The sequence below is a fragment of the Plantibacter sp. genome (assembly GCF_059073635.1).
The window spans coordinates 145,202-163,272 of record NZ_JCACOF010000008.1 but is presented as its reverse complement, the minus strand read 5'-3'; the positions used below and the strand labels follow the sequence as shown (position 1 = coordinate 163,272).

Genomic DNA, 18,071 nt, shown 5'->3' with positions numbered 1-18,071 from the left:
CGGGCGACTCAGCGCTGCAGACCGGCCCGCCGCCAGACGAGGAGCGCGAGGTACGCCGGGAGCGAGGCGCCGAAGAACGGCAGGAGCGTCGGGAACAGGTAACAGGCCAGGGCGAACGTCACTTCGCCGATCAGGAGCAGCAGGGCCGTGAACGGCCGACGGGCGACGAGCGCCCCGGCCCCGACCAGCCATGCCCGGGCCGACGCGTCCGGTTGCAGCGCCGCCGACGCCGGAAGGGCGAGCAGGAGGAGTCCGAGGGCGAGTGCCACCGGCGCGGTCGCGGCGAGCAGGGCGATCGCGATCGCCGATCCCTGTTCGAGCTGCGCGGTCAGGAACGCGACGTCGACGACGAGCATCGCCATGACGACGACCACCCCGACGCCGAGCGGCAGCGAGCGTCGCCAGGTCGCCGCGAACTCCCGGAAGACGCCGGTGAAGACCGCGTGCTCCTCGCCGTCGAGCCAGCGTCGCATCGAGCGGCTCGCCGCGATGACCGCGGGGACGGCGGTCACGACACCGAGCGACAGCACTGCAGCGGCCAGACCTGCCGCCGCGACGTTCATGGGGTGGACGAGCACACCCAGCAGACGGCCTTCCCAGCCGGTGCGCTTGACTGCCATGCCGCTCATCCTCGCAGTCTCCGTCCGGCGAAGCCGTTACCGGCCGCGTCCATCCCGTCATGATGTGGTCGCGCTCCATCGAGCCGCACGACCACCTGCTCCACGTCCGTGAGCCCGGGGATCGTCACCACTAGTCCCTCGTCGTCCTCGGTCATCGTCGCGGCCGGCGGCACAGGCTCACCGAACCGCACGGGTTGGAGCACGGACACGAACCGCGCCGAGTGCGACGGGGACGAGGTCCGGCGCAGCGTGTGCTGCACCCGCTCGATCTCGAGCCCCGGTGTCGACGAGGTCGGGTTGGCCTGGACCGACGTCGGGTGGACGACGTCGATCGAATCGACGTCGTCGAGCGAGGTCACGAGGAGGCCGGCAGCGCCGGCGGGCGCGAGCCGACGTCCGTCGTCCAGCAGAGCTGCGGGGTGCGTCGTCTGCAGCAACCACGTCCAGGAGCGGGCGGTGTCCGCCTCGAAGTCGTCGACGAGGACGAGCGCACCGCTCGGCGTCCGCACGAGGTGACGCCGGAGCCTGCGGACGCCGAGTTCCGGCGCGTACAGGGCGCCGATCTCGCTGACCGTGTGCACCCAGTCCTCGGCGAGCGTGACCTCGAGCATCTCGCCGACGTGGTCCTCGGCGAGGCCGGCGTGGACGTCGTAGTGTCCTTCACGCCCGTACCCGACGCCGTCGACGAGCACACCGTTGTGGTGCTCCGTCCGCTTGCGGGAGGAGTAGCCCTCGTCGATCGCGAGGTACTCGCCGCCACCGAGCAGGACGAACGCGCCGGCGTCGGGGTGATGATGACCGGTGTTGAGGGTCGTCCAGCCTCGTTCGCGTCGGTGACGGTGCGACTCCCGCCACGCCCGCCAACCGCCGCCCGGCGACGCCTTGACCGAGACCAGCGTCGCATCCGCGTCCCACGACGTCCGGCCGGCCACGAGGCCGAGATCGGGGAAGTACCTGGCCGTCGGGAGCTCCTCAGGACCGATCGCCTCGACCGTGGGGTCGAACCAGAGCAGCTCCTGATAGGCCTCGGGCAGGACCCCCGGGCGCACACCGCTCTGCGACGCCTCCCGCCAGAGGAGGTCGGTCGACACACGATCGGCCAGCCACTGGGCCTGCGGGATCCGGTACTCGGCGGCCAGCTTCCGGTACAGCGCGATCGAGTGTCCGCTGCGATGGTCGTGGCAGTCACCGTGGTCGACGATGCGCTCGAGGTCCGGAGCGGCCTGGTGGAGCCGGAACCAGAAGGTCTCCCGGAGGTGCTCGCTCCGCGGGAACCAGTCGACGCCCTCGGCGGCACGCAGCACGTCGAGATAGCTCACCAACCACGGCTCGCCGTAGCGCCAGTACACGACGCCCTCGTGGTTCGAGCCATCGGTCGGCAGGAGGTCGAGGACCTCGTCGAAGTTCGCCTTCGCGCGCTCGGTCCAGGCCAGCGCGCCGGGGTGCTCGTCGGCCAGGACGTACCCGGCGGTGGCGAGACCGGTGAAGCAGATCCAGTTGTGGTTCTGCCAGTACGACGACGACCACCAGTCGCCCTCGGTCTCGACGGCGAAGTCGAACAGGCGGGTGCCCTGCAGGATCAGGCGGTCCCGGAGCCGGGTCCGCTCCCCCTCGTCGAGCGCATCACCGGCCCAGGCGAGGGCCAGCGACAGTCCGTGGAGCAGCCAGCCGGCATCGAGGTCGTGGTCCGGCAGATGCGCGCGACCCCAGTGCTCGAAGGCCAGTGGTGGCGCGAGCCAGCGTCGCAGCTCGTCGAGGTACTGCGGCTGCCCGGTCAGCCGGTGGGCGAGCGCGAGGTTCGCCGCGGCGGGGCCGAAGTACGTGATCGAGGCCAGCGGGTGCTCCGTCGGGAGCTCGATCCCACGGAGGCGTTCGCACTCGTCGAGCAGGCGACGGAACTCGCGATGCCGCACGCCGGTCAGCTCGGCGCGGAGGCGGTCCTCCCGCCCGTCGAGGAGCAGTGCGCGGGATCACGGCAGCAGCTCCCGTTCGAGGGTTCGTCCGTCGGACAGGCCGACGACCAGGCGACCCGCATCGAGACGGATCGACGTGATCGGCGACACCTCCGCCTCAGCGAAGACCGACACGAACGTGACCTGCGCGGCCGTCGCCGTCCAGTCGCCGACGGCCAGGGGGACGGTCGGGTCGTCCGACGGCCCTCTGCCCGGGGCGTCCACGAGGACGGACGCGACATCCGCGACATGGTGGCCGTGCAGCCGACGCCCGGACGGGCCGGACCAGCCGGTGCGCCACCCGTCACCGTGCTGGACGACCTCGAACGGCACGGCGGGTCGGAGGGCGGAAGTGAAGGTCCGGAGCGAGCCGTCGGCGGTCGCTGCACGGAGCACGTCGATGAGGATCCCGCCGGTGGACTCGACCCGCCGGTCGAGTCGGACGCCGGCGATCGCCTCACTGGAGGACGCGTGGACGAGCGTCGTGTCGGAAGCAGGGTCGACCTCCCAGCGCTCCACGTGGGCCGAACTCTCGAGCTGATCGGCGTCGTCCGCCCGGACGGTCGGGTGCGCCGTCGTCCTGGCGTAGTAGTCGCGCCGCAAGGCGCTGCCGTACGGCGGGACGCCGGGAGCGGGCTGCCAGGCGACCCCGTCTCCGTACAGGTACAGGGCGAGGGTGTCGAGATGCCCGTGCGAGCCGCCGTGCGGTCCGGCGTCGAGCACCGCCTGCAGGGAGCTCGCCTCGGAGCGCACGACCGCGTAGCCGACGTCGGCGAAGAGCGCCGAGCCACGGCCGGGTGCGTCACCTGACATCGCGAGCGGTGCCCCGGAGAACCAGCCGTCGAGGAGGTCCTCGAGTCCGTCGTGACCAGCACCGATACGACGCCGAGCCCAGGCCTCGACCGCGTCGAGACCGGTCCGATCCCAGAGCTGCCCGGCGAGGACGCAGATCTCCAACACTTCGAGGTGGACGCCGAGTCGGTCGTACGGGCCGTCGTGCAGCATCGGCAGGCGACCATCCGGTCCGGCGAAGCCGACGAGCACATCGACCATCCGACGCAGCCGGTCGACGAGGGCCGGATCGAGCGCCGCCGGGTCGGCCCCGGCGAGGGTGAGGAGATAGGCGCGGAGCACGAACAGGTGGTAGTAGGTGGACCCCTCCCACTCCCAGCCGTCCTGGCCGATGGCGACGGCCGAGTGCACGACCGCCTGCTCGATCCAGCGCGCCTGATCGCCGTGCGGCGCGACTCCGCCCACTGCGGCGAGCGCCCGGGTGGCCAGGCCACCGGCCGCGTCGAGCCAGGCGACGTAGTTGCTCGTGAGGTCGTCGCGCTCGATGACGAGCACCCGACGGGACTCGACGATCGTCTCCATGAGGGCCTCGAGCATCGTCGCGACGGGTGTGCCCATCGCCTCCCGGGCCGCCTCGTCCTCGGCGAGCACGACGACCGCGTCGGCGATCTGGGTGGCCCAGATCGCTTCGGTCAACGCCTGCTTGAAGAGCTTGCCCTGCAGCATCCAGCTCTCGCTGTCGCGGTTCCACTCGGCCGTGATCTCGGCGGAGTAGTCGGCGAACTCACGCACGATGGCGAGGGCCTGTGCCTGGTCGGCCGGGTCGCCGTGTCGACGGAACCGTCGCGACGCCGTCCGCGCGAGTCGGGCCGCGGCCTGATGCTCGAGCACCAGCCACGCCGAGGCGTACGGCTAACGTCCTCAACAGTCGCTCCGACCGGATGCAGCCCGAGACCCGCGACCGGGTCTTCGCAGCAATCAGAGCCCTCGACTACCGACCCAACCGGGCAGCACGGCAACTGCGCACCGGGCAGACGAAGACGATCGGCCTCATCGTGCCGTCGGTCAGCAACCCGTTCTGGGGAGCGTTCGCCCGCGAGCTCGAGCAGGCCGCACTCGGCCACGGCTACAACGTCCTCCTCGGCAACAGCGAGCGCGACCCCGGACGAGAGCTCGGGTACGTCGAGGAGCTGTGGGACAACGGCGTCCGCGACATCGTGCTCTGCACCTCACTGCCGTCCCTCGACCACCTGGCGTCGTTCGTCGAGCGCGGCCTCAACCTCATCCTGTTCGACCGCCCCGTCCAGCCCGGCGACCCGCCCCTCGTCGCGAGCATCGGGATCGACAACCACGTCGGCGGCAGCGTCGCGACGTCCCACCTGACGGGGCTCGGGCACCGCCGGATCGCGTTCGTCTCCGGGTCGCAACGTTCGGTGAACCGGACCGTCCGGCACGCCGGCTTCCTCGCGGCGGTCCAGGCGGCGGGCCTCGACGCGGCGGAGTTGCCGGTGTGGGCGGGGCTTCCGGCCGATGCCGACGAGCTCGAGGCACCCGAGGTCGGCCGGCGGGCCGTGCACGACCTGTTCAGCGCCGGTCCACCGCCGACGGCCATCATCGCGATCAACGACATGACGGCCCTCGGGGTGTGCAAAGGCATCCGCGATCTCGGACTCGGCATCGGCACGGACGTCTCCGTCGTCGGCTTCGACGACATCCCCCTGGCCGATCTCGTGTCACCGTCGCTGACGACCGTCCGTCAGCCGATCGCCCGGATGGCGGCGCTGGCGGTCGAGCAGGTGGTCACGCGCGAACGGACCGACGACCGGGAGTCGACCCACGCGATCCTGCTCCGCCCGGAACTGGTCGTGCGTGACTCGACGGGTGCGGCGCCCGCCGAGCCGGCACGCGGCTGATCAGCCCCCGAACAGCTTGCCGAAGAACCCTTTTCGCGGCTTCCAGCCGGCGGCGGTCAGGGCGTCGATGACGGGTTGCTTCACCTCGTCCGTCGTGAACTGGTAGCCCATGAGGTGGCCGGTCGTGGTGCCGTTCCGGTCGGTCGACTGTGCGATCGGCGCGGCGCGCCCACCGAAGGTGAAGGTCTTCTGGGGCCCCGACTGCCACGTGCGCTTCGTCGAGAGCCCGTCGAGGCCGACGGTGGTCTTCGAGGAGGAGGAGTGCTCGTGGAACTCCCATTCGCCGTCCTCCGGGTGCAACTCGACCCGGAGCTCGTAGTCGGCGCTGAACAAGCCGGCGCCGAGGAATCCGAGCCACCGCTGGTCGGCGTACCGCCAGTGTGCGACGACGCCGTCGGGAGTCGGGTCGTAGATGAACGGGAGGTCCTCGCTGTTCAGAGCGAGGATCCGGGCCTGGGCGTCGGCGAGGTCGAAGGTCATGTCGCCGAGTCTATGCACCCGGCCGCGCTCGGCGACATGGGGACAGCTCCCCGTCACCCGGCTCCCCTACGCTGGCCGGGTGAGCGAATCCATCCTGACCCAGAACGTCCTGACCGTCATGAGCTACAACATCCGCACCGCCGTCGCCCAGCCCGGTCACGAGTGGGTGGACCGTGCACCGCTCGTCTCACAGGTCATCGCCCGCAACGCCCCAGACCTCCTCGGGCTGCAGGAGGTCCGCGAGCACCAGCTGCACGACCTGCTCCCGGGCCTCGCCGAGTACGACTGGTTCGGGCAGGGCCGTGACGGCGGTTCGGCCGGCGAGTACGGGCCGGTGTGCTTCCGCCGCTCGCGGTTCGAACAGCTCGACGCCGGCGAATTCTGGCTGTCGGACACCCCCGACGAACCGGGCTCGAACACCTGGCCGTCGCTGCACGCACGGTTCGTCACCTGGGTCAGGCTCCGCGAGCGTCGCACCGGCGACGAGCTCGTCTTCGCCAACACCCACCTCGACCACGAGAGCTCACCGCACGGCGACGACGTCCGCACGCGCAGCGCGAAGCTGATCGCCGACCGATTCTCCGGCGTCGACGTCCCCGTCCTCCTCACCGGCGACTTCAACACCGAACGCGGATCGGCGGCGCACGACTCCCTGGCGGACGCCGGGTTCGTCGACCTCTCGCCGGTCGAGAGCGACGGTATCGGCACGTTCCAGGGCTACGGTCCCCAGCGTCCCGGGAACGCACGCATCGACTGGGTGCTCGGTCGCTCAGGCAGCGTCGCTCCGCACACCCGACTGGAACCGATCGAAGCCCTCGTCGACGAGCAGGACCCCACCTCGGAGGCGAGCGACCACTTCCCCATCCTCATCCGGGCGCAGCTCACCCACTGACGGCGATCAGACGCCGAGGTGTCCTCGCCGACGCCGTCCGACGATGTCGGGCACGATGGATCGAGAGCGGTCGTACGATCGCGCCCGCACCACGAGGAGGAACCATGTCCGTCGTCACGCTGATCCGATCCGACGAGCTCTCCGACGCCGCGGAGTACGCCTACGCGTCATCCGTTCCGGCGAGCGCCAGGCTGTTGTTCCTGGCCGGATCCTGCCCGCTCAACGTCGACGGCTCGACCGCTGCCGTCGGGGACGTCGCCGGCCAGGCGGAGAAGTGCGTCGAGAACCTCGTCATCGCCCTCGAGGCCGCCGGTGCGACGCTCGCCGACGTGGCCAGTACCCGGGTGCTCGTCGCGTCGACGAAGCAGTCCGACCTCGTCACCGCATGGGAGGTCGTACGCGCCGCCTTCGGCGATCACGACGTGCCGTCGACGCTCCTCGGGGTCACCGTGCTCGGCTACGACGACCAGCTCGTCGAGATCGAGGCGACCGCCGCCGTCGCCTGACACCGATCGGTGCCGATGCTCGTCGTCAGTCGCTGGAGGCCGTCGGCGCGAGCCGGAGGAGGACCAGCCCGACGATCGACGGGAGGAGGGGCAGCGCCGCACCGAACACCGGGTCCACGCCGGTGAGGAGCGCGCCGCAGAGGGCGCCCGCCACGAGCAGCACGATCGCGCCGATCCGGATGAGGTGGTGGTCGTGGACGCCGTCGGCGAGGCTCTGCATGAGACTCGTGAGGGTGCCGGTCACGAAGGTGGTGGTCACGCCTGAGCGTTCGATGCGACGGGCGACGGCCGTCTGCCCCGCCATCGCGAGCGTGGAGAGCGCGATGAGGACGCAGATCACGGGCGTCGTGCGCGTCTCGGGAGACACGATCCATCCGATGAGGACGCACGCCTGCGCGATCACCGCACCGCCGAGCACGAGGACGAGCCGGTGCTGCGGCGCCTCCGGGGTCGGTCTGTCAGCGGTGGCGACGAGCCTCGTGAAGCGGAAGGCGAGGAACGTCCCGACGGAGAACAGCAGCACGGCGACGGTCGCCCCGAGCAGCACCTCGCCGAAGTCGGGCCGGCTCGTGAGTCCGGCCAGCACGAAGTTGCCGGTCATGTTCGCGGTGAAGACGCCGCCGAGCTGCAGGAACGCGAAGGCGTCGGTCGCCCCGGCCGCGAACGACAGCACGAGCGCCATCGCCGCGATCATGCCGGCACGCGTCCGACGCCGGGTGGTCGTCAGGGTCGGGTCGGTGCCGCCGGTCTCAGTCACGTGCACATCGTCCCACGCCCGTTCGCCCACGTTCGGGCGAACGGGAGCCCGCTCGCCCGAAGATGGGCGAACGACGCGTCAGGCGAGGAGGTCCGCGAGGAAGGTCAGCTGCGCCTGCTGCTGCACCGGCCCGCCACCCTCGTGCCCGTTGTACGGATAGACGGCGATGTCCTTCTGCGTGCCCGCGTAGTGGTTGAACGCCGCGTACACCGTCGAGGGCGGACACACCGCGTCGCAGAGCGCGACGGAGAACAGCGCGGGGGCGGTCGCGCGGGCGGCGAAGTTCGTCGCGTCGAAGTACGAGAGCGTCCGGAACACCTCCTCCTCGTGGCCGCGTCGGCTGATGAGGTACGTCTTCAGCTCCGCGAAGGGGCTCGCGTCGGTGATCTGCAGGGCACGACGGAAGTGCGACAGGAACGGGACGTCGACGAGCGCCGCCGCGAGTCCCTCGCAGAGCCCGGCCGCGGCGAGGGCGATGCCGCCACCCTGGCTGCCACCGGCGACGACGACCCGGGCGGGGTCGACCTCCGGGAAGCTGCGCACCACGTCGACGGCGAGTGCCGCATCCGTGAAGACCCGACGGTAGTAGTAGGTCTCGGGGCTGCCGAGCCCGGCGCTCATCTTCCCGGCGACCTGCGGACCGCTCCCGAACGGGTCGGCCGTCGCGCCCGGCAGGTTCGCGCTCCCCTGGCCGCGCGTGTCCATGACGAACACCGCGTAGCCCGCGGACGGGTGCATCGTCCATTGGTGGGCGAGCCCACGACCGCCGCTGTAGCCGATGTAGTGCACGATGCACGGGAGCGGCTCGGTCGCGCCGGCCGGTCGGATGAACCACCCCTTGATCGGGTCGCCACCGAACCCGGAGAACGTGACGTCCTCGACGACGAGACCCGTCAGCTCAGGGTTGGATCGTTCACGCACCGTCGGCTGCGCGAGGGCGTGGGCTTCGGCGAGGGTGTCCGTCCAGAACGCGTCGAAGTCCGGCGCCTCCTCGCGGTCGGGCAGGTACTGCTGGAGCTGGGCGAGGGGCAGGTCGAATTGCGCCACGGGTCACCTTCGGTTCGTGAGATCGGATACGGGTGGGGAAGAGGTCAGGAGGAGGGGATCGCGGAGATGAGGCCGAGACCGACGCTGATGCGGTCGGCCACCTCGATGAGGTCCTCGGTGAGGACGTCGAGGTTGCGCTCTCGCATCAGGCTCAGCCGACCCGAGATGGAGATCGCCGCCACGACTCTGGCGTTCGCGTCGCGGATCGGCGCCGCGATCCCGAGACGACCCAACGCGAGCTCCTGGTCCTCCATGCAGACGCCGCGTTCCCGCGCCGTCGCGAGCTCGGCGGCGAGGGCCGCGTGCTCCGTGACGGTGTTGGCCGTGTAGCGCGGGAGCGGCTCATCTCCGAGCAGCGCACGGAGGCCGTCGGCGTCGAGGTCGAGGAGCAGACACTTGCCGAGCGCGGAGGCGTGCAACGGCTGGCGCAGCCCGATCATCGAGTGCGACTTCGGGGCGAGGGCTCCCTCGAAGTGGCAGAGGTAGATGAGGCTCGAGCCGTCGAGCACGCCGACGTTCACGCTGAGGCCGATCCGCTGTGCGAGTTCCTGAGCGGGAGCACGCGACTCCCGGTGCACCGGGTTCTGGTTGAGCCCCTCGCTCGCGAGCGCCAGGATGGTCGCGCCGATGGCGTAGGACGGACTGTCGGCCGCCTTCGTCACATAGCCGAGCTCCTCGAGCGTGCCGAGGAGGCGTGCGGTCGTCGAGGTGCCGAGACCGGTCGCACGGGCGATGTCGGAGGCCCGCAACGGTCCGGTGGTCGATGCGCCGAGAACGGCGAGCACGGATGCTGCACGGCCGATGCCCTGCTGGATCTCACCTGCCACGGGTCCTCCACGGTGTCGGTGTCGGTTCGGATGTCCGGCCTCGGAGGCCGTGTTCAGCGTAGCGGTCGGGCTCGGCGCGGCCGGGTGGTGCGCCCGCTCGGCTGCTCGAAGACCTTCACACTCGCGACGCTCACGTAGGGCGACCCGTTCGTGGCCGTGACGACGACACGGAGGGCGTCGACCCGCACGGGTTCGACGTCGTGGATCCGATGCCGGTGCCGGTTCCCCTCGACCTCGGCCAACACCGTCCACGTCCCCTCAGGAGCACCCGCCGGTCGTGCCTCGAGGCGGTACGCGGCGACGAGCTCCGGCACCGCCTCGAAGTCCGTGCGGTGGTGGTGCAGGTTGATGAGGTCCACGTCGACGTCGTCGTTGAACACGATCCGGACGGACGCGACATCGACCGGCTCATCCCAGTGCAGGGTGAGGACCTCGGGCTCGGTGACCAGGTCGCGGTTGTCCTGGAGCCGCGCCGAGGACCACAGGTGCGGTCCGCCGTAGGGGCGCTGGTACCCGTCGACGATCCGCTCAGGCCGGTACGCCGTGGTCTCCCCGCCGACGGTCAGCGCGACGCTCCGGCCGCGGAGCTTCCGGGCGTTCCAGTCGAGGATCGCCTGGTCCTGCTCCTCGGGGATGTGGTCGTCGAACACCTCGTCGGACGCGTGCTTGGCCGTCAGGATGAGGAGCCCGTAAGGGTGGCCCTCGGTGAGGAGCAGGCTGACGTCCGGGTTGGCGCGGACGACGAGCACGGCGTTCTGCTCGATCTCGGGCGTCCATCCGAAGCGGACGGTGGCGGGCACGCCCACCCCGGCGGTGACGTCGGCCGTGCCGTCGAGGAGGTGCTCGACGGGGACGGCGTTCTGCCGCTTGCCCGCGCTCCACAGTTCGACCCGGAGGGTGGTGTCGCTCGCGGCGTCGACGAGCAGGGTGATCCGGTCGAGTGTCGGGGCGACGGGCACGAGGATCGCGACGTCGCGGTCGAGGGCGAACCGCTCGCCGGAGCCGAGGTGCTCCAGCGTGGAGATGGTGTCGAGCGCGCTCGAAGCGGAGACCGTCGCCCGCCCGGCCAGATCGTCGGGGTCGTCCGTGGTGATGCCGATGACCGGGGCGTCCTCGCGCAGGAGCGTGCGCTGCAGGAGCGGGAGCGCCTGCCCGGCGAGCTCCCGCGGCGTCAGTCCATCGCGGGCGATGAGCGCCGCAGCCGTCCCCACCGCCTGACCCTGCGTCGCGCAGGTCGCCATGACGCGGGTGGACCCGAACGCGACGTGGGAGGCGGAGATGTTGCGTCCGGCGAACAGCAGGTTGTCGACGTCGTGCGAGTACAGGCTGCGGAAGGGGATCCCGTAGGTGCCGTTGCTGAACCGCTGCTGCGCGCCGGCGGTCTCGGCGTAGACGCCCTCAACCGGGTGCAGGTCGATCGACCAGCCACCGAAGGCGACCGTGTCCTCGAAGTCGACCTGGTCGAGCAGGTCGTTCTGCGTGAGGGTGTGGTCACCCAGCAGCCGCCGGTACTCGCGCTTCCCCGGGATCGATCCGACCCACTCGAGCGTCAGGGTGTCGGCGTCGAACTCGCCGGAGTTCTTGATGTAGTCCCAGATCCCGAAGACGACGCTCCACAGCTCGTCGCGGATCTGCTCGTTCTCGGCGACGGTGTCGAGCTCGCCGCCCCACTCGATCCACCAGTAGTTGCAGCCGTTGTCGCCGGTCCGGATGATCCGGTTGGTGAGGATCGGGGTGTCGCGGATGTCGCGCGCGATGTCGGGGGCGACGAACCGCTCGGGGCGTCCCGTGTCCTTCGTGTAGAAGAAGATCGAACTGCCGAGGAGCTCGTCGTCCGCGACCTCGGGCGCCCACGGCTCGCCGAGCTCGGCGCGGCCCTCGCGCCCGATGCGGGAGGTCGCGCCCGCGAGATGCCCCACCAGCCCGTCTCCGGTGCAGTCGATGAAGACGGGTGCGACGAACTCCGTCTCGATCTCGCTGCCCATCGTCCATCCGGTGACGGACGCGATCCTCGGTGTCGGCGACGCCACGCCCTCAGCGCCCTCCGCCATCGTGACGATGCGGACGTCGGTGTTGAGGTGCAGCTGCAGGTTCGGCTCGGCCCGCACGAGGTCGAGGACCGTCTGGTCCCAGTAGAACGGGTTGCCCTCCGGGTTGCGGTACTGGTTCTCGAGGAAGAGCTCCCCCATGATGCCGGTCTCCCGCGCGAACCGCTGGTGCCCGTGCGCGGTCGCTCCGACGACCCACACCCGCACCTCGCTCGACGAGTTGCCACCGAGCACCGGCCGGTTCGTGACGAGCGAGACCCGGGAGCCGAGACGGGCGGCTGCGACGGCGGCCGAGACCCCCGCGAGACCACCGCCGATGACGACGACGTCGGCGGACTGGGTGCGGTGCTGCATGGGAGACACTCCTTCGTGATGCGTGATCCTGGAAGCCGTCGGACACGTGTCGACCACCGGACGGTTGCCACGCTACCATTCAGCGGTACGACTTTCCCATTCAGTGGGTAAGATTCTTCGGCAGGTGAACCTCGAAGCACCCCGACAACGATGTGAGGACCGATGGACGAGAGCAGGACCCAGGCCGCAGCCCTGGCCGAAGCCGCCGCGCACAGTGCGCAGACCCCCTACGACGACGCTGAGCGATCACGCCGGATGCGGAAGGTCATCTGGGCCGCGGGGGCCGGACACTTCGTCGAATGGTTCGACTTCGGTCTGTACGGCACGCTCGCGACGGTCATCAGCCTCAACTTCTTCCAGCAGGGCAACACCCAGGCGGCGCTCCTGTCCGCGTTCGCGGTGTTCGGCGCCGGCTTCGTGATGCGTCCGCTCGGTGGCCTCTTCTGGGGCTCGCTCGGCGACCGCATCGGGCGCAAGACGGTCCTCGCGACGGTGATCCTCGTGACCTCCGGGGCGACGGTCGTCATGGGTCTCCTGCCGACGTTCGACCTCATCGGCCTCTGGGCGCCGATCCTGCTCGTGATCGTGCGGCTCGTCCAGGGCTTCGCCGCCGGCGGCGAGAGCTCCGGCGCCACCACGCTCCTCGCCGAGTACGCCCCGTCCAACCGACGCGGCTTCGTGACGAGCTTCATCGACGTGTTCGGCTTCGCGGCCTTCGTGGTCGGTGCGGGCCTCGTGCTCCTCTTCACCTCCACACTCGGCACGGACGCCCTCAACGAGTGGGGTTGGCGCGCCCTCTTCTTCCTCGCCCTGCCACTCGGCCTCGCCGGCCTCTACCTGCGGAACAAGCTCGAGGACACCCCGGAGTTCCAGGCGATCCAAGCGAAGGGGGCCGTCTCGAAGTCACCGCTGCGCACGTCGTTGCGGACCTCGTGGAAGGCGCTGCTCTTCTGCGTCGGCTTCGTCGTGATCAAGGCGGTCGGCCACTGGATCCTGCAGACCTTCATGCCGTCCTACCTGCAGACCGACCTCGGCTACTCGCAGCCGCTCAGCTACGGGGTCACGGTGCTCGGGCTGCTCGCGATCGCGATCCTCGTACCCGTTCATGGGCCTGCTGAGCGACCGCATCGGACGGAAGCCCGTGATGATCGCCGGTTGCGTCGGGTTCCTGGTGTTGACGTATCCGACGCTCATGCTCATGAGTGCGGGCAACTTCGCCGCCGCGGCAGTCGCGATGGTGATCCTCGGCGTCTTCATGGCGGCGTACGACGGTGCGTCGAGTGCTGCGATGGCCGAGCTGTTCCCGACCAGTATCCGTTACGGCTCGATGGCGATCGCGTACAACCTGTCGGTCGCCGTGTTCGGTGGGATCACACCCTACTTCGCGACGTTCCTGATCGCCTCGACGGGCAACCGGTTCGCGCCCGCGTTCTACGTGATGGCGGCGGCGCTCATCACGTTGATCGTCGTGCTGCGGGCCCGCGAGACGGCCAAGCTGCCGCTCCCGCGCTGAGCGGACCCGAACGAACGCCGGCGTCGACCCGAGGGGTCGACGCCGGCGTTGTCGTTCAGGGACGACTCAGCGGGTGAAGTCGCGCAGGTCGAGGTCAGGGTCTTCGAGCACGTCCGTGGTCTCGATGGAGTCGCGCGGCTCGTAGGCCGTCGTTGACGGGCGGATGTCGTCGAGGTAGCCCTGCAGGCGGTCTCGTCCCTCACTGAAGTCGGGGACCTCGTCGGTCCAGCTGTGGGGCACCGAGAGGACGTCGTTGCCGAGGCCGATGACGAGCTGCGCGGACGCCGGCCCGTCCTCATCGCCGTCGGACTCGACCACGATCGGGATGGTGACGGCCTCGGCACGGCCGCGCTTGGCCAGTTCTGCCGTCAGTTCGACCAGGAGCTGCGCGACCTCGTCGGTCGTCACGACGTTCTCGCCGGCGTAGGTAATGCATCGCATGGATCAACCCTGCCGGACGGATGCTGCGAACCAGGGCCCCTTGACAGGCACCCGGGCGAGATGACTAGGCGTCCTAGCGATCGCGCTCAGCGCGTCGTGTTCCGGCGGCGCCGCGACCGCCACGCGCGCCAGGCACCGGTGGACCACAGGGCCCAGAGGACGAGGACGGGCTGGAAGACCAGGCGGACGGCACGGGCGATGTCGCTGTCCAACCCGAAGGCGTCGGTTCCGCGGACGAACTGCTCGAGGTTGCCGGGGAAGACGGCGACGAAGAAGGCGGCGACGATCCAGCCGACGGCGACGCGGTACCGGGCGAGCAGGATCAGCGAGAGGCCGAGCAGGATCTCGACGACTCCCGACGCAACGACGACCACGTCGACCGGCAGGGGCAACCACTGCGGCACCTGGGCGACGAACGACTGCCGCGCGAAGGTGAGGTGGCCGACGCCGGCGAAGGTGAGGACGGCTCCGAGGAGCCAGCGGGCGAGTGTGCGGACGAACTCCATGTCAGCTCACGGCCGTCACGGCGTACTTGAAGCCGCGGTGCGAGCCGACGAAGCCGAGGCGTTCGTAGAAGCGGTGGGCGTCGACCCGGGCCTCGTCGGAGGTCAACTGCACGATCGACGAACCGGTCGCCGGAGCGGCGACGTCCGTCACCCAGCGCATCATGGCCGTTCCGACGCCGCCGGATCGCAGCGCTGGAGGACACACGCACCGCTTCGACCAGCAGCCGTGTCGAGCCGCGACGGGCCATCCCGGGGATGCGGGTCAGCTGCATCGTCGCGATGACGGCGTCCGCCGCGTCGACGACCAGCAGGATCTCGTTCGCCGGGTCGTCGATGAGGTCCGCGAGCGCACGCTCGTAGGCGGGGAGGTCGCTCTCCTGGGCCTGGTCACCACGGGACGCGCTGATCGGGTCGTCTGCGAGGAGCGCCATCAGCGCATCGAGGTCGGCGAGGGTGGCCCGGCGCAGCAGTAGCTCCTGTCCTGGCGTGGTGAGGGTGGCGGGGAGCGTGAGCGCAGCGATCATCCGTCCACCCTCTCACCTCTCGATCGTCAGATCCGTCCACCGCCCGCGCGACCGACCGGAGTGCGTGCGCCCTCGTCGCCGCGTACGACTCCTCCAGCACGGCTTCGAGCCCCGGGTACTCGGTGTGCCCGGCGGGGAGGACACTCAGCTCGAGGTCCTCGAGCGCGTTGGCGACGGCGAACTGCCCGGGTGGTGGCACGTGTCCGTCCCAGAGCGCGGCCTCCACCCGCACCGGCACGTGGACGAACCCCGCGGCCGTCGACGCGTCGAAGAACCGCAGGACCTCGCGCGCCTCGGGGTGCTCGGCGACGTGGTGTCGCACCCGCTCCCCGCTCCCCTCGCACGGCAGGCGCAGGCGCACGTCGTACTGACCGAAGCTCGGCACCACGAGCGTCGCTCCGACGAAGCGGTCGTCCCACGGCAGGGCGAGCGCACCGATCCCACCGCCGAAGCTCTCACCGACGAAGTAGAGCGGGAGCGGTCCGACGACGTCGAGCAGCGCCGACGCCGCGTGCCAGAGGTCGACGGCACAGCGGCCGAGCGCGTACCGCTCGACGCTGTCGATGCCGAACAGGACGTGTCCGTCCTCCGGCGTCGGTGCCCCGAGTCCGGTGTTGAAGACGCCCTGACCGCGGGCGATCGGGAAGATGACGGCGGCGTCGTCCGGGACGCGGGACCAGTCCGGTGCGTCCCGTCCGCCGTAGCCGTGCCCGTGCACCATCCCGAATCGCGCCTGCCCGTCCGCCGGCGTCGCGAGCCATCCGCGCAGGCGGAGGCCGTCGGCGACCGTGTGCTCGACGACGAAGACCTCGTGCGCACCCTGCCGGCCGATCGGGGTCAGGACCGGATCCGGGGACACCTCACGTGCCGCCGCGTACCACCCGCGCCACAGCTCCTCGAATCCGGCCGGCGGCACGACCGGTTCGACCGCCAGGAGCCCCTCGAGGTCGTAGCCGTAGGTGCCGTCGCGCACCTCGTCGCCGAACCAGTCCCGATGTCGTCCCTCACGCATGCGTTGTCCGCCTCCGTCTCGTCGTCGTGGATCGCCGGTGCCGAGGTTCGCCGTGCGCGCGTGCCAGACTGGCAACCGGGTCGAAGGAGGACGCTGTGCTCGGTGCGGAACGCAGATCGCAGATCATGTCGGAGGTGCGCCGCAACGGTGCGGCGAGCGTCGTCGACCTCGCGACCGCACTCGGCGTCAGCGAGATGACCGTGCGACGCGACATCGAGCAACTCGCGACGGAGGGCCTCGTCGACCGCGTCCGTGGCGGCGCCACCACGCCCAGACTGCCCGACCGTGCCGAGCTGGGCTTCCCCAACCAGGCACGCCGACTGCTCGCCGAGAAGCGCGCCATCGCCCGTCGCGCGGCCATCCTCGTCGAGCCCGGCATGTCGGTCGGCCTGTCCGGCGGGACCACCACCTGGGCCCTCGCGCAGGAGCTGCGAGCCATCCCGGAGCTCACCATCGTCACGAACTCCCTCCCGGTGGCCGACGTGTTCGCGCGGCCCGACCGCGCCGACGAGCCGTACACCCAGACGGTCGTGCTGACCGGCGGCGTCCGTACCCCCTCGGACGCCCTGGTCGGCCCGGTCGCCGTGCGCGCGATCGAGTCCCTGCACTGCGACGTCGTCTTCCTCGGCGTCCGCGGGATCGACCTGCAGGCGGGGCTGACGACCTCGAACCTCCTCGAGGCCGAGACCAACCGGGCGTTCGTCGGCGCCGGGCGTCGCTCCGTGGTCCTCGCCGACCACTCGAAGTGGGGCGCCGTCGGACTGACGACGATCGTCGACCTCCGCGAGGTGGACCACCTCGTCATGGACGACGACGTGGCCGAGGACGTCGAGACCACGCTCCGCGCGCAGTTCGGCGAGGTCTGGCTCGCGCCGGTCGCCTCCGCTTCCGGCCGACGACGACCGCATGGACGCCTGACCGCGACACCTCCAGCACCCCGCGCACGGCGGAGCGCCGGCCTGTCCTCCCGCTCATGGACCTCAGCGCGCCGTGCTGTCCCGCACGACGATCCGTGCGTCGACGACCACGTGCCGGACCGGCGTGTCGGCACCGGGCGGGGCGGCGATCTGGCGTTCGAGCTCGGTGAAGGCCGCGCGCACGATCGCGTCGTAGTCGGGAGCGACCGTCGTGAGCGACGGGGTCGAGAACTGGGCGGCGTGGACGTCGTCGATGCCGATCACCGCGACCTCCTCGGGCACCCGCCGGCCGGCTTCGTGGAGGGCCGCGAGCACGCCGAAGGCGATCGAGTCGTTGGAGCAGACGACGCCGTCGAGCTCGACGCCCTCGGCGGTCATCCGACGCATCACGCGGCGTCCCTCCTCGGGGGTGAACGCGTCGACGTGCCCGATCAGCGACGGCTCCTGCGCGAGCCCGAGCCGCGCGACCACGTCCCGATACCCGGCGTACCGCTGATCCGCCGCGTCGGACGGACGTTCGTCCCTGGGCCCGATGAACGCGATGCGGGAGCAGCCGACCTCGGCGAGGTGCGTCGTCGCGGCGTCGGCGGCCGCCCGGTTGTCGATGGAGATGTGCGTGAACGGGCTCACCTGGATGTGCTCGCCGAGGAGCACCAGGGGCCCCGGGGAGGTCCGCCGCGTGAGGTCGCCGACCGTCAGCGAGCGGGGGATGTGGATGAGTCCGTCCGTGAGCGGCAGGCCCACCCCGTTGGCGATGTCGACCTCGCGGTCGTGGTCGCCCTCGGTGTGCTGGATGAGGATCGACAGTCCACGCTCGTCGGCGCCGCGGACGAGGAGCGTCGTGAGCTCCGCGAAGTACGGTTCGTCGAGGTTCGGGACGGCGAGCGCCACCATGCCCGTGCGCGAACGGCGCGGTACCGGTGCCGACCGCTGAGAGCCGAAGGCGGCGTCCGACATGGTGCTGCTCCTC

17 protein-coding genes and 2 pseudogenes are annotated in these 18,071 nt (G+C 70.7%); 6 read left to right on the top strand and 13 right to left on the bottom strand.

The genetic code is table 11. From position 1 onward, the window contains the following. Positions 1-8: 8 nt before the first annotated feature. From AC5JOC_RS07995 to AC5JOC_RS07985, 3 genes are read right to left on the bottom strand one after another with little or no spacing between them, the layout of a single operon-like run. The gene (locus AC5JOC_RS07995; RefSeq protein ID WP_494246065.1) at positions 9-620 is read right to left on the bottom strand and encodes a DUF624 domain-containing protein; all 612 of its coding nucleotides are present in this window, start codon (positions 618-620) and stop codon (positions 9-11) included. Positions 621-625: 5 nt separating this feature from the next. Then, entirely contained in the window at positions 626-2,533 is a 1,908-nt protein-coding gene (locus AC5JOC_RS07990; RefSeq protein WP_494246063.1) for a DUF4962 domain-containing protein, read from the bottom strand. 57 nt (positions 2,534-2,590) lie between these two features. Further along, on the bottom strand, positions 2,591-4,255 hold the full coding sequence (locus tag AC5JOC_RS07985) for a heparinase II/III domain-containing protein (protein WP_494246061.1): 1,665 nt from the start codon (positions 4,253-4,255) through the stop codon (positions 2,591-2,593). Positions 4,256-4,305: 50 nt separating this feature from the next. On the opposite strand from AC5JOC_RS07985, the gene AC5JOC_RS07980 reads away from it, so the two are divergent. Continuing rightward, positions 4,306-5,277: a LacI family DNA-binding transcriptional regulator gene (locus tag AC5JOC_RS07980; RefSeq protein WP_494246059.1), complete on the top strand. Its 972-nt coding sequence runs from the start codon at positions 4,306-4,308 to the stop codon at positions 5,275-5,277. On the opposite strand, the gene AC5JOC_RS07975 is transcribed toward AC5JOC_RS07980, so the two are convergent. After that, complete coding sequence (locus AC5JOC_RS07975; RefSeq protein ID WP_079704373.1) at positions 5,278-5,757, bottom strand: hypothetical protein; 480 nt, start codon at positions 5,755-5,757, stop codon at positions 5,278-5,280. 79 nt (positions 5,758-5,836) lie between these two features. Here AC5JOC_RS07975 and AC5JOC_RS07970 point away from each other — a divergent pair, with 79 nt between their 5' ends. Both AC5JOC_RS07970 and AC5JOC_RS07965 read left to right on the top strand, forming a co-directional pair. Further along, positions 5,837-6,649 (top strand): endonuclease/exonuclease/phosphatase family protein, encoded by an 813-nt coding sequence (locus AC5JOC_RS07970; RefSeq protein WP_137242887.1) that lies wholly within the window; start codon positions 5,837-5,839, stop codon positions 6,647-6,649. A 104-nt stretch (positions 6,650-6,753) separates the two neighbouring features. Further along, positions 6,754-7,155 carry a RidA family protein gene (locus AC5JOC_RS07965; RefSeq protein ID WP_137242888.1) on the top strand — a complete coding sequence of 134 codons (402 nt, stop codon included), beginning with the start codon at positions 6,754-6,756 and terminating at the stop codon, positions 7,153-7,155. 25 nt (positions 7,156-7,180) lie between these two features. Here the strand turns inward: AC5JOC_RS07965 and AC5JOC_RS07960 are convergent, their stop codons facing one another. The 4 genes from AC5JOC_RS07960 to AC5JOC_RS07945 all read right to left on the bottom strand — a co-directional run bounded on the left by AC5JOC_RS07960 (position 7,181) and on the right by AC5JOC_RS07945 (position 12,188). After that, positions 7,181-7,912, bottom strand: a complete 732-nt coding sequence (locus AC5JOC_RS07960; RefSeq protein WP_159876590.1) for a YoaK family protein — start codon at positions 7,910-7,912, stop codon at positions 7,181-7,183. Positions 7,913-7,990: 78 nt separating this feature from the next. After that, positions 7,991-8,959: an acetylxylan esterase gene (locus AC5JOC_RS07955; RefSeq protein ID WP_430892866.1), complete on the bottom strand. Its 969-nt coding sequence runs from the start codon at positions 8,957-8,959 to the stop codon at positions 7,991-7,993. 44 nt (positions 8,960-9,003) lie between these two features. Continuing rightward, positions 9,004-9,786 (bottom strand): IclR family transcriptional regulator, encoded by a 783-nt coding sequence (locus tag AC5JOC_RS07950; RefSeq protein ID WP_159876585.1) that lies wholly within the window; start codon positions 9,784-9,786, stop codon positions 9,004-9,006. Between the two features lie 53 nt (positions 9,787-9,839). Then, the gene (locus AC5JOC_RS07945; protein ID WP_494246055.1) at positions 9,840-12,188 is read right to left on the bottom strand and encodes an FAD-dependent oxidoreductase; all 2,349 of its coding nucleotides are present in this window, start codon (positions 12,186-12,188) and stop codon (positions 9,840-9,842) included. Positions 12,189-12,350: 162 nt separating this feature from the next. On the opposite strand from AC5JOC_RS07945, the pseudogene AC5JOC_RS07940 reads away from it, so the two are divergent. After that, positions 12,351-13,271 (top strand): annotated as a pseudogene (locus AC5JOC_RS07940) (MFS transporter); the annotation flags it as partial. Between the two features lie 22 nt (positions 13,272-13,293). Next, a complete protein-coding gene (locus AC5JOC_RS07935) occupies positions 13,294-13,701 on the top strand; it encodes an MFS transporter (protein ID WP_494246358.1) in 408 nt (135 codons plus the stop codon). Positions 13,702-13,767: 66 nt separating this feature from the next. On the opposite strand, the gene AC5JOC_RS07930 is transcribed toward AC5JOC_RS07935, so the two are convergent. The 4 genes from AC5JOC_RS07930 to AC5JOC_RS07915 form a co-directional block, all read right to left on the bottom strand. Then, positions 13,768-14,142, bottom strand: a complete 375-nt coding sequence (locus tag AC5JOC_RS07930) for a hypothetical protein (protein ID WP_241160979.1) — start codon at positions 14,140-14,142, stop codon at positions 13,768-13,770. Between the two features lie 86 nt (positions 14,143-14,228). Next, positions 14,229-14,648, bottom strand: a complete 420-nt coding sequence (locus tag AC5JOC_RS07925; protein ID WP_494246053.1) for a DoxX family protein — start codon at positions 14,646-14,648, stop codon at positions 14,229-14,231. A 1-nt stretch (position 14,649) separates the two neighbouring features. Then, the gene (locus AC5JOC_RS07920) at positions 14,650-14,811 is read right to left on the bottom strand and encodes a hypothetical protein (protein WP_494246051.1); all 162 of its coding nucleotides are present in this window, start codon (positions 14,809-14,811) and stop codon (positions 14,650-14,652) included. A gap of 224 nt (positions 14,812-15,035) precedes the next feature. Beyond that, positions 15,036-16,184, bottom strand: coding sequence for an acetylxylan esterase (locus AC5JOC_RS07915; RefSeq protein ID WP_494246050.1), 1,149 nt, complete (start codon positions 16,182-16,184; stop codon positions 15,036-15,038). Between the two features lie 26 nt (positions 16,185-16,210). Between AC5JOC_RS07915 and AC5JOC_RS07910 the strand changes: the two are divergent. Next, positions 16,211-16,981 (top strand): annotated as a pseudogene (locus AC5JOC_RS07910) (DeoR/GlpR family DNA-binding transcription regulator); the annotation flags it as partial. A 183-nt stretch (positions 16,982-17,164) separates the two neighbouring features. Here the strand turns inward: AC5JOC_RS07910 and AC5JOC_RS07905 are convergent. Then, positions 17,165-18,058 (bottom strand): LacI family DNA-binding transcriptional regulator, encoded by an 894-nt coding sequence (locus AC5JOC_RS07905; RefSeq protein WP_194599971.1) that lies wholly within the window; start codon positions 18,056-18,058, stop codon positions 17,165-17,167. Positions 18,059-18,071 lie beyond the last annotated feature (13 nt).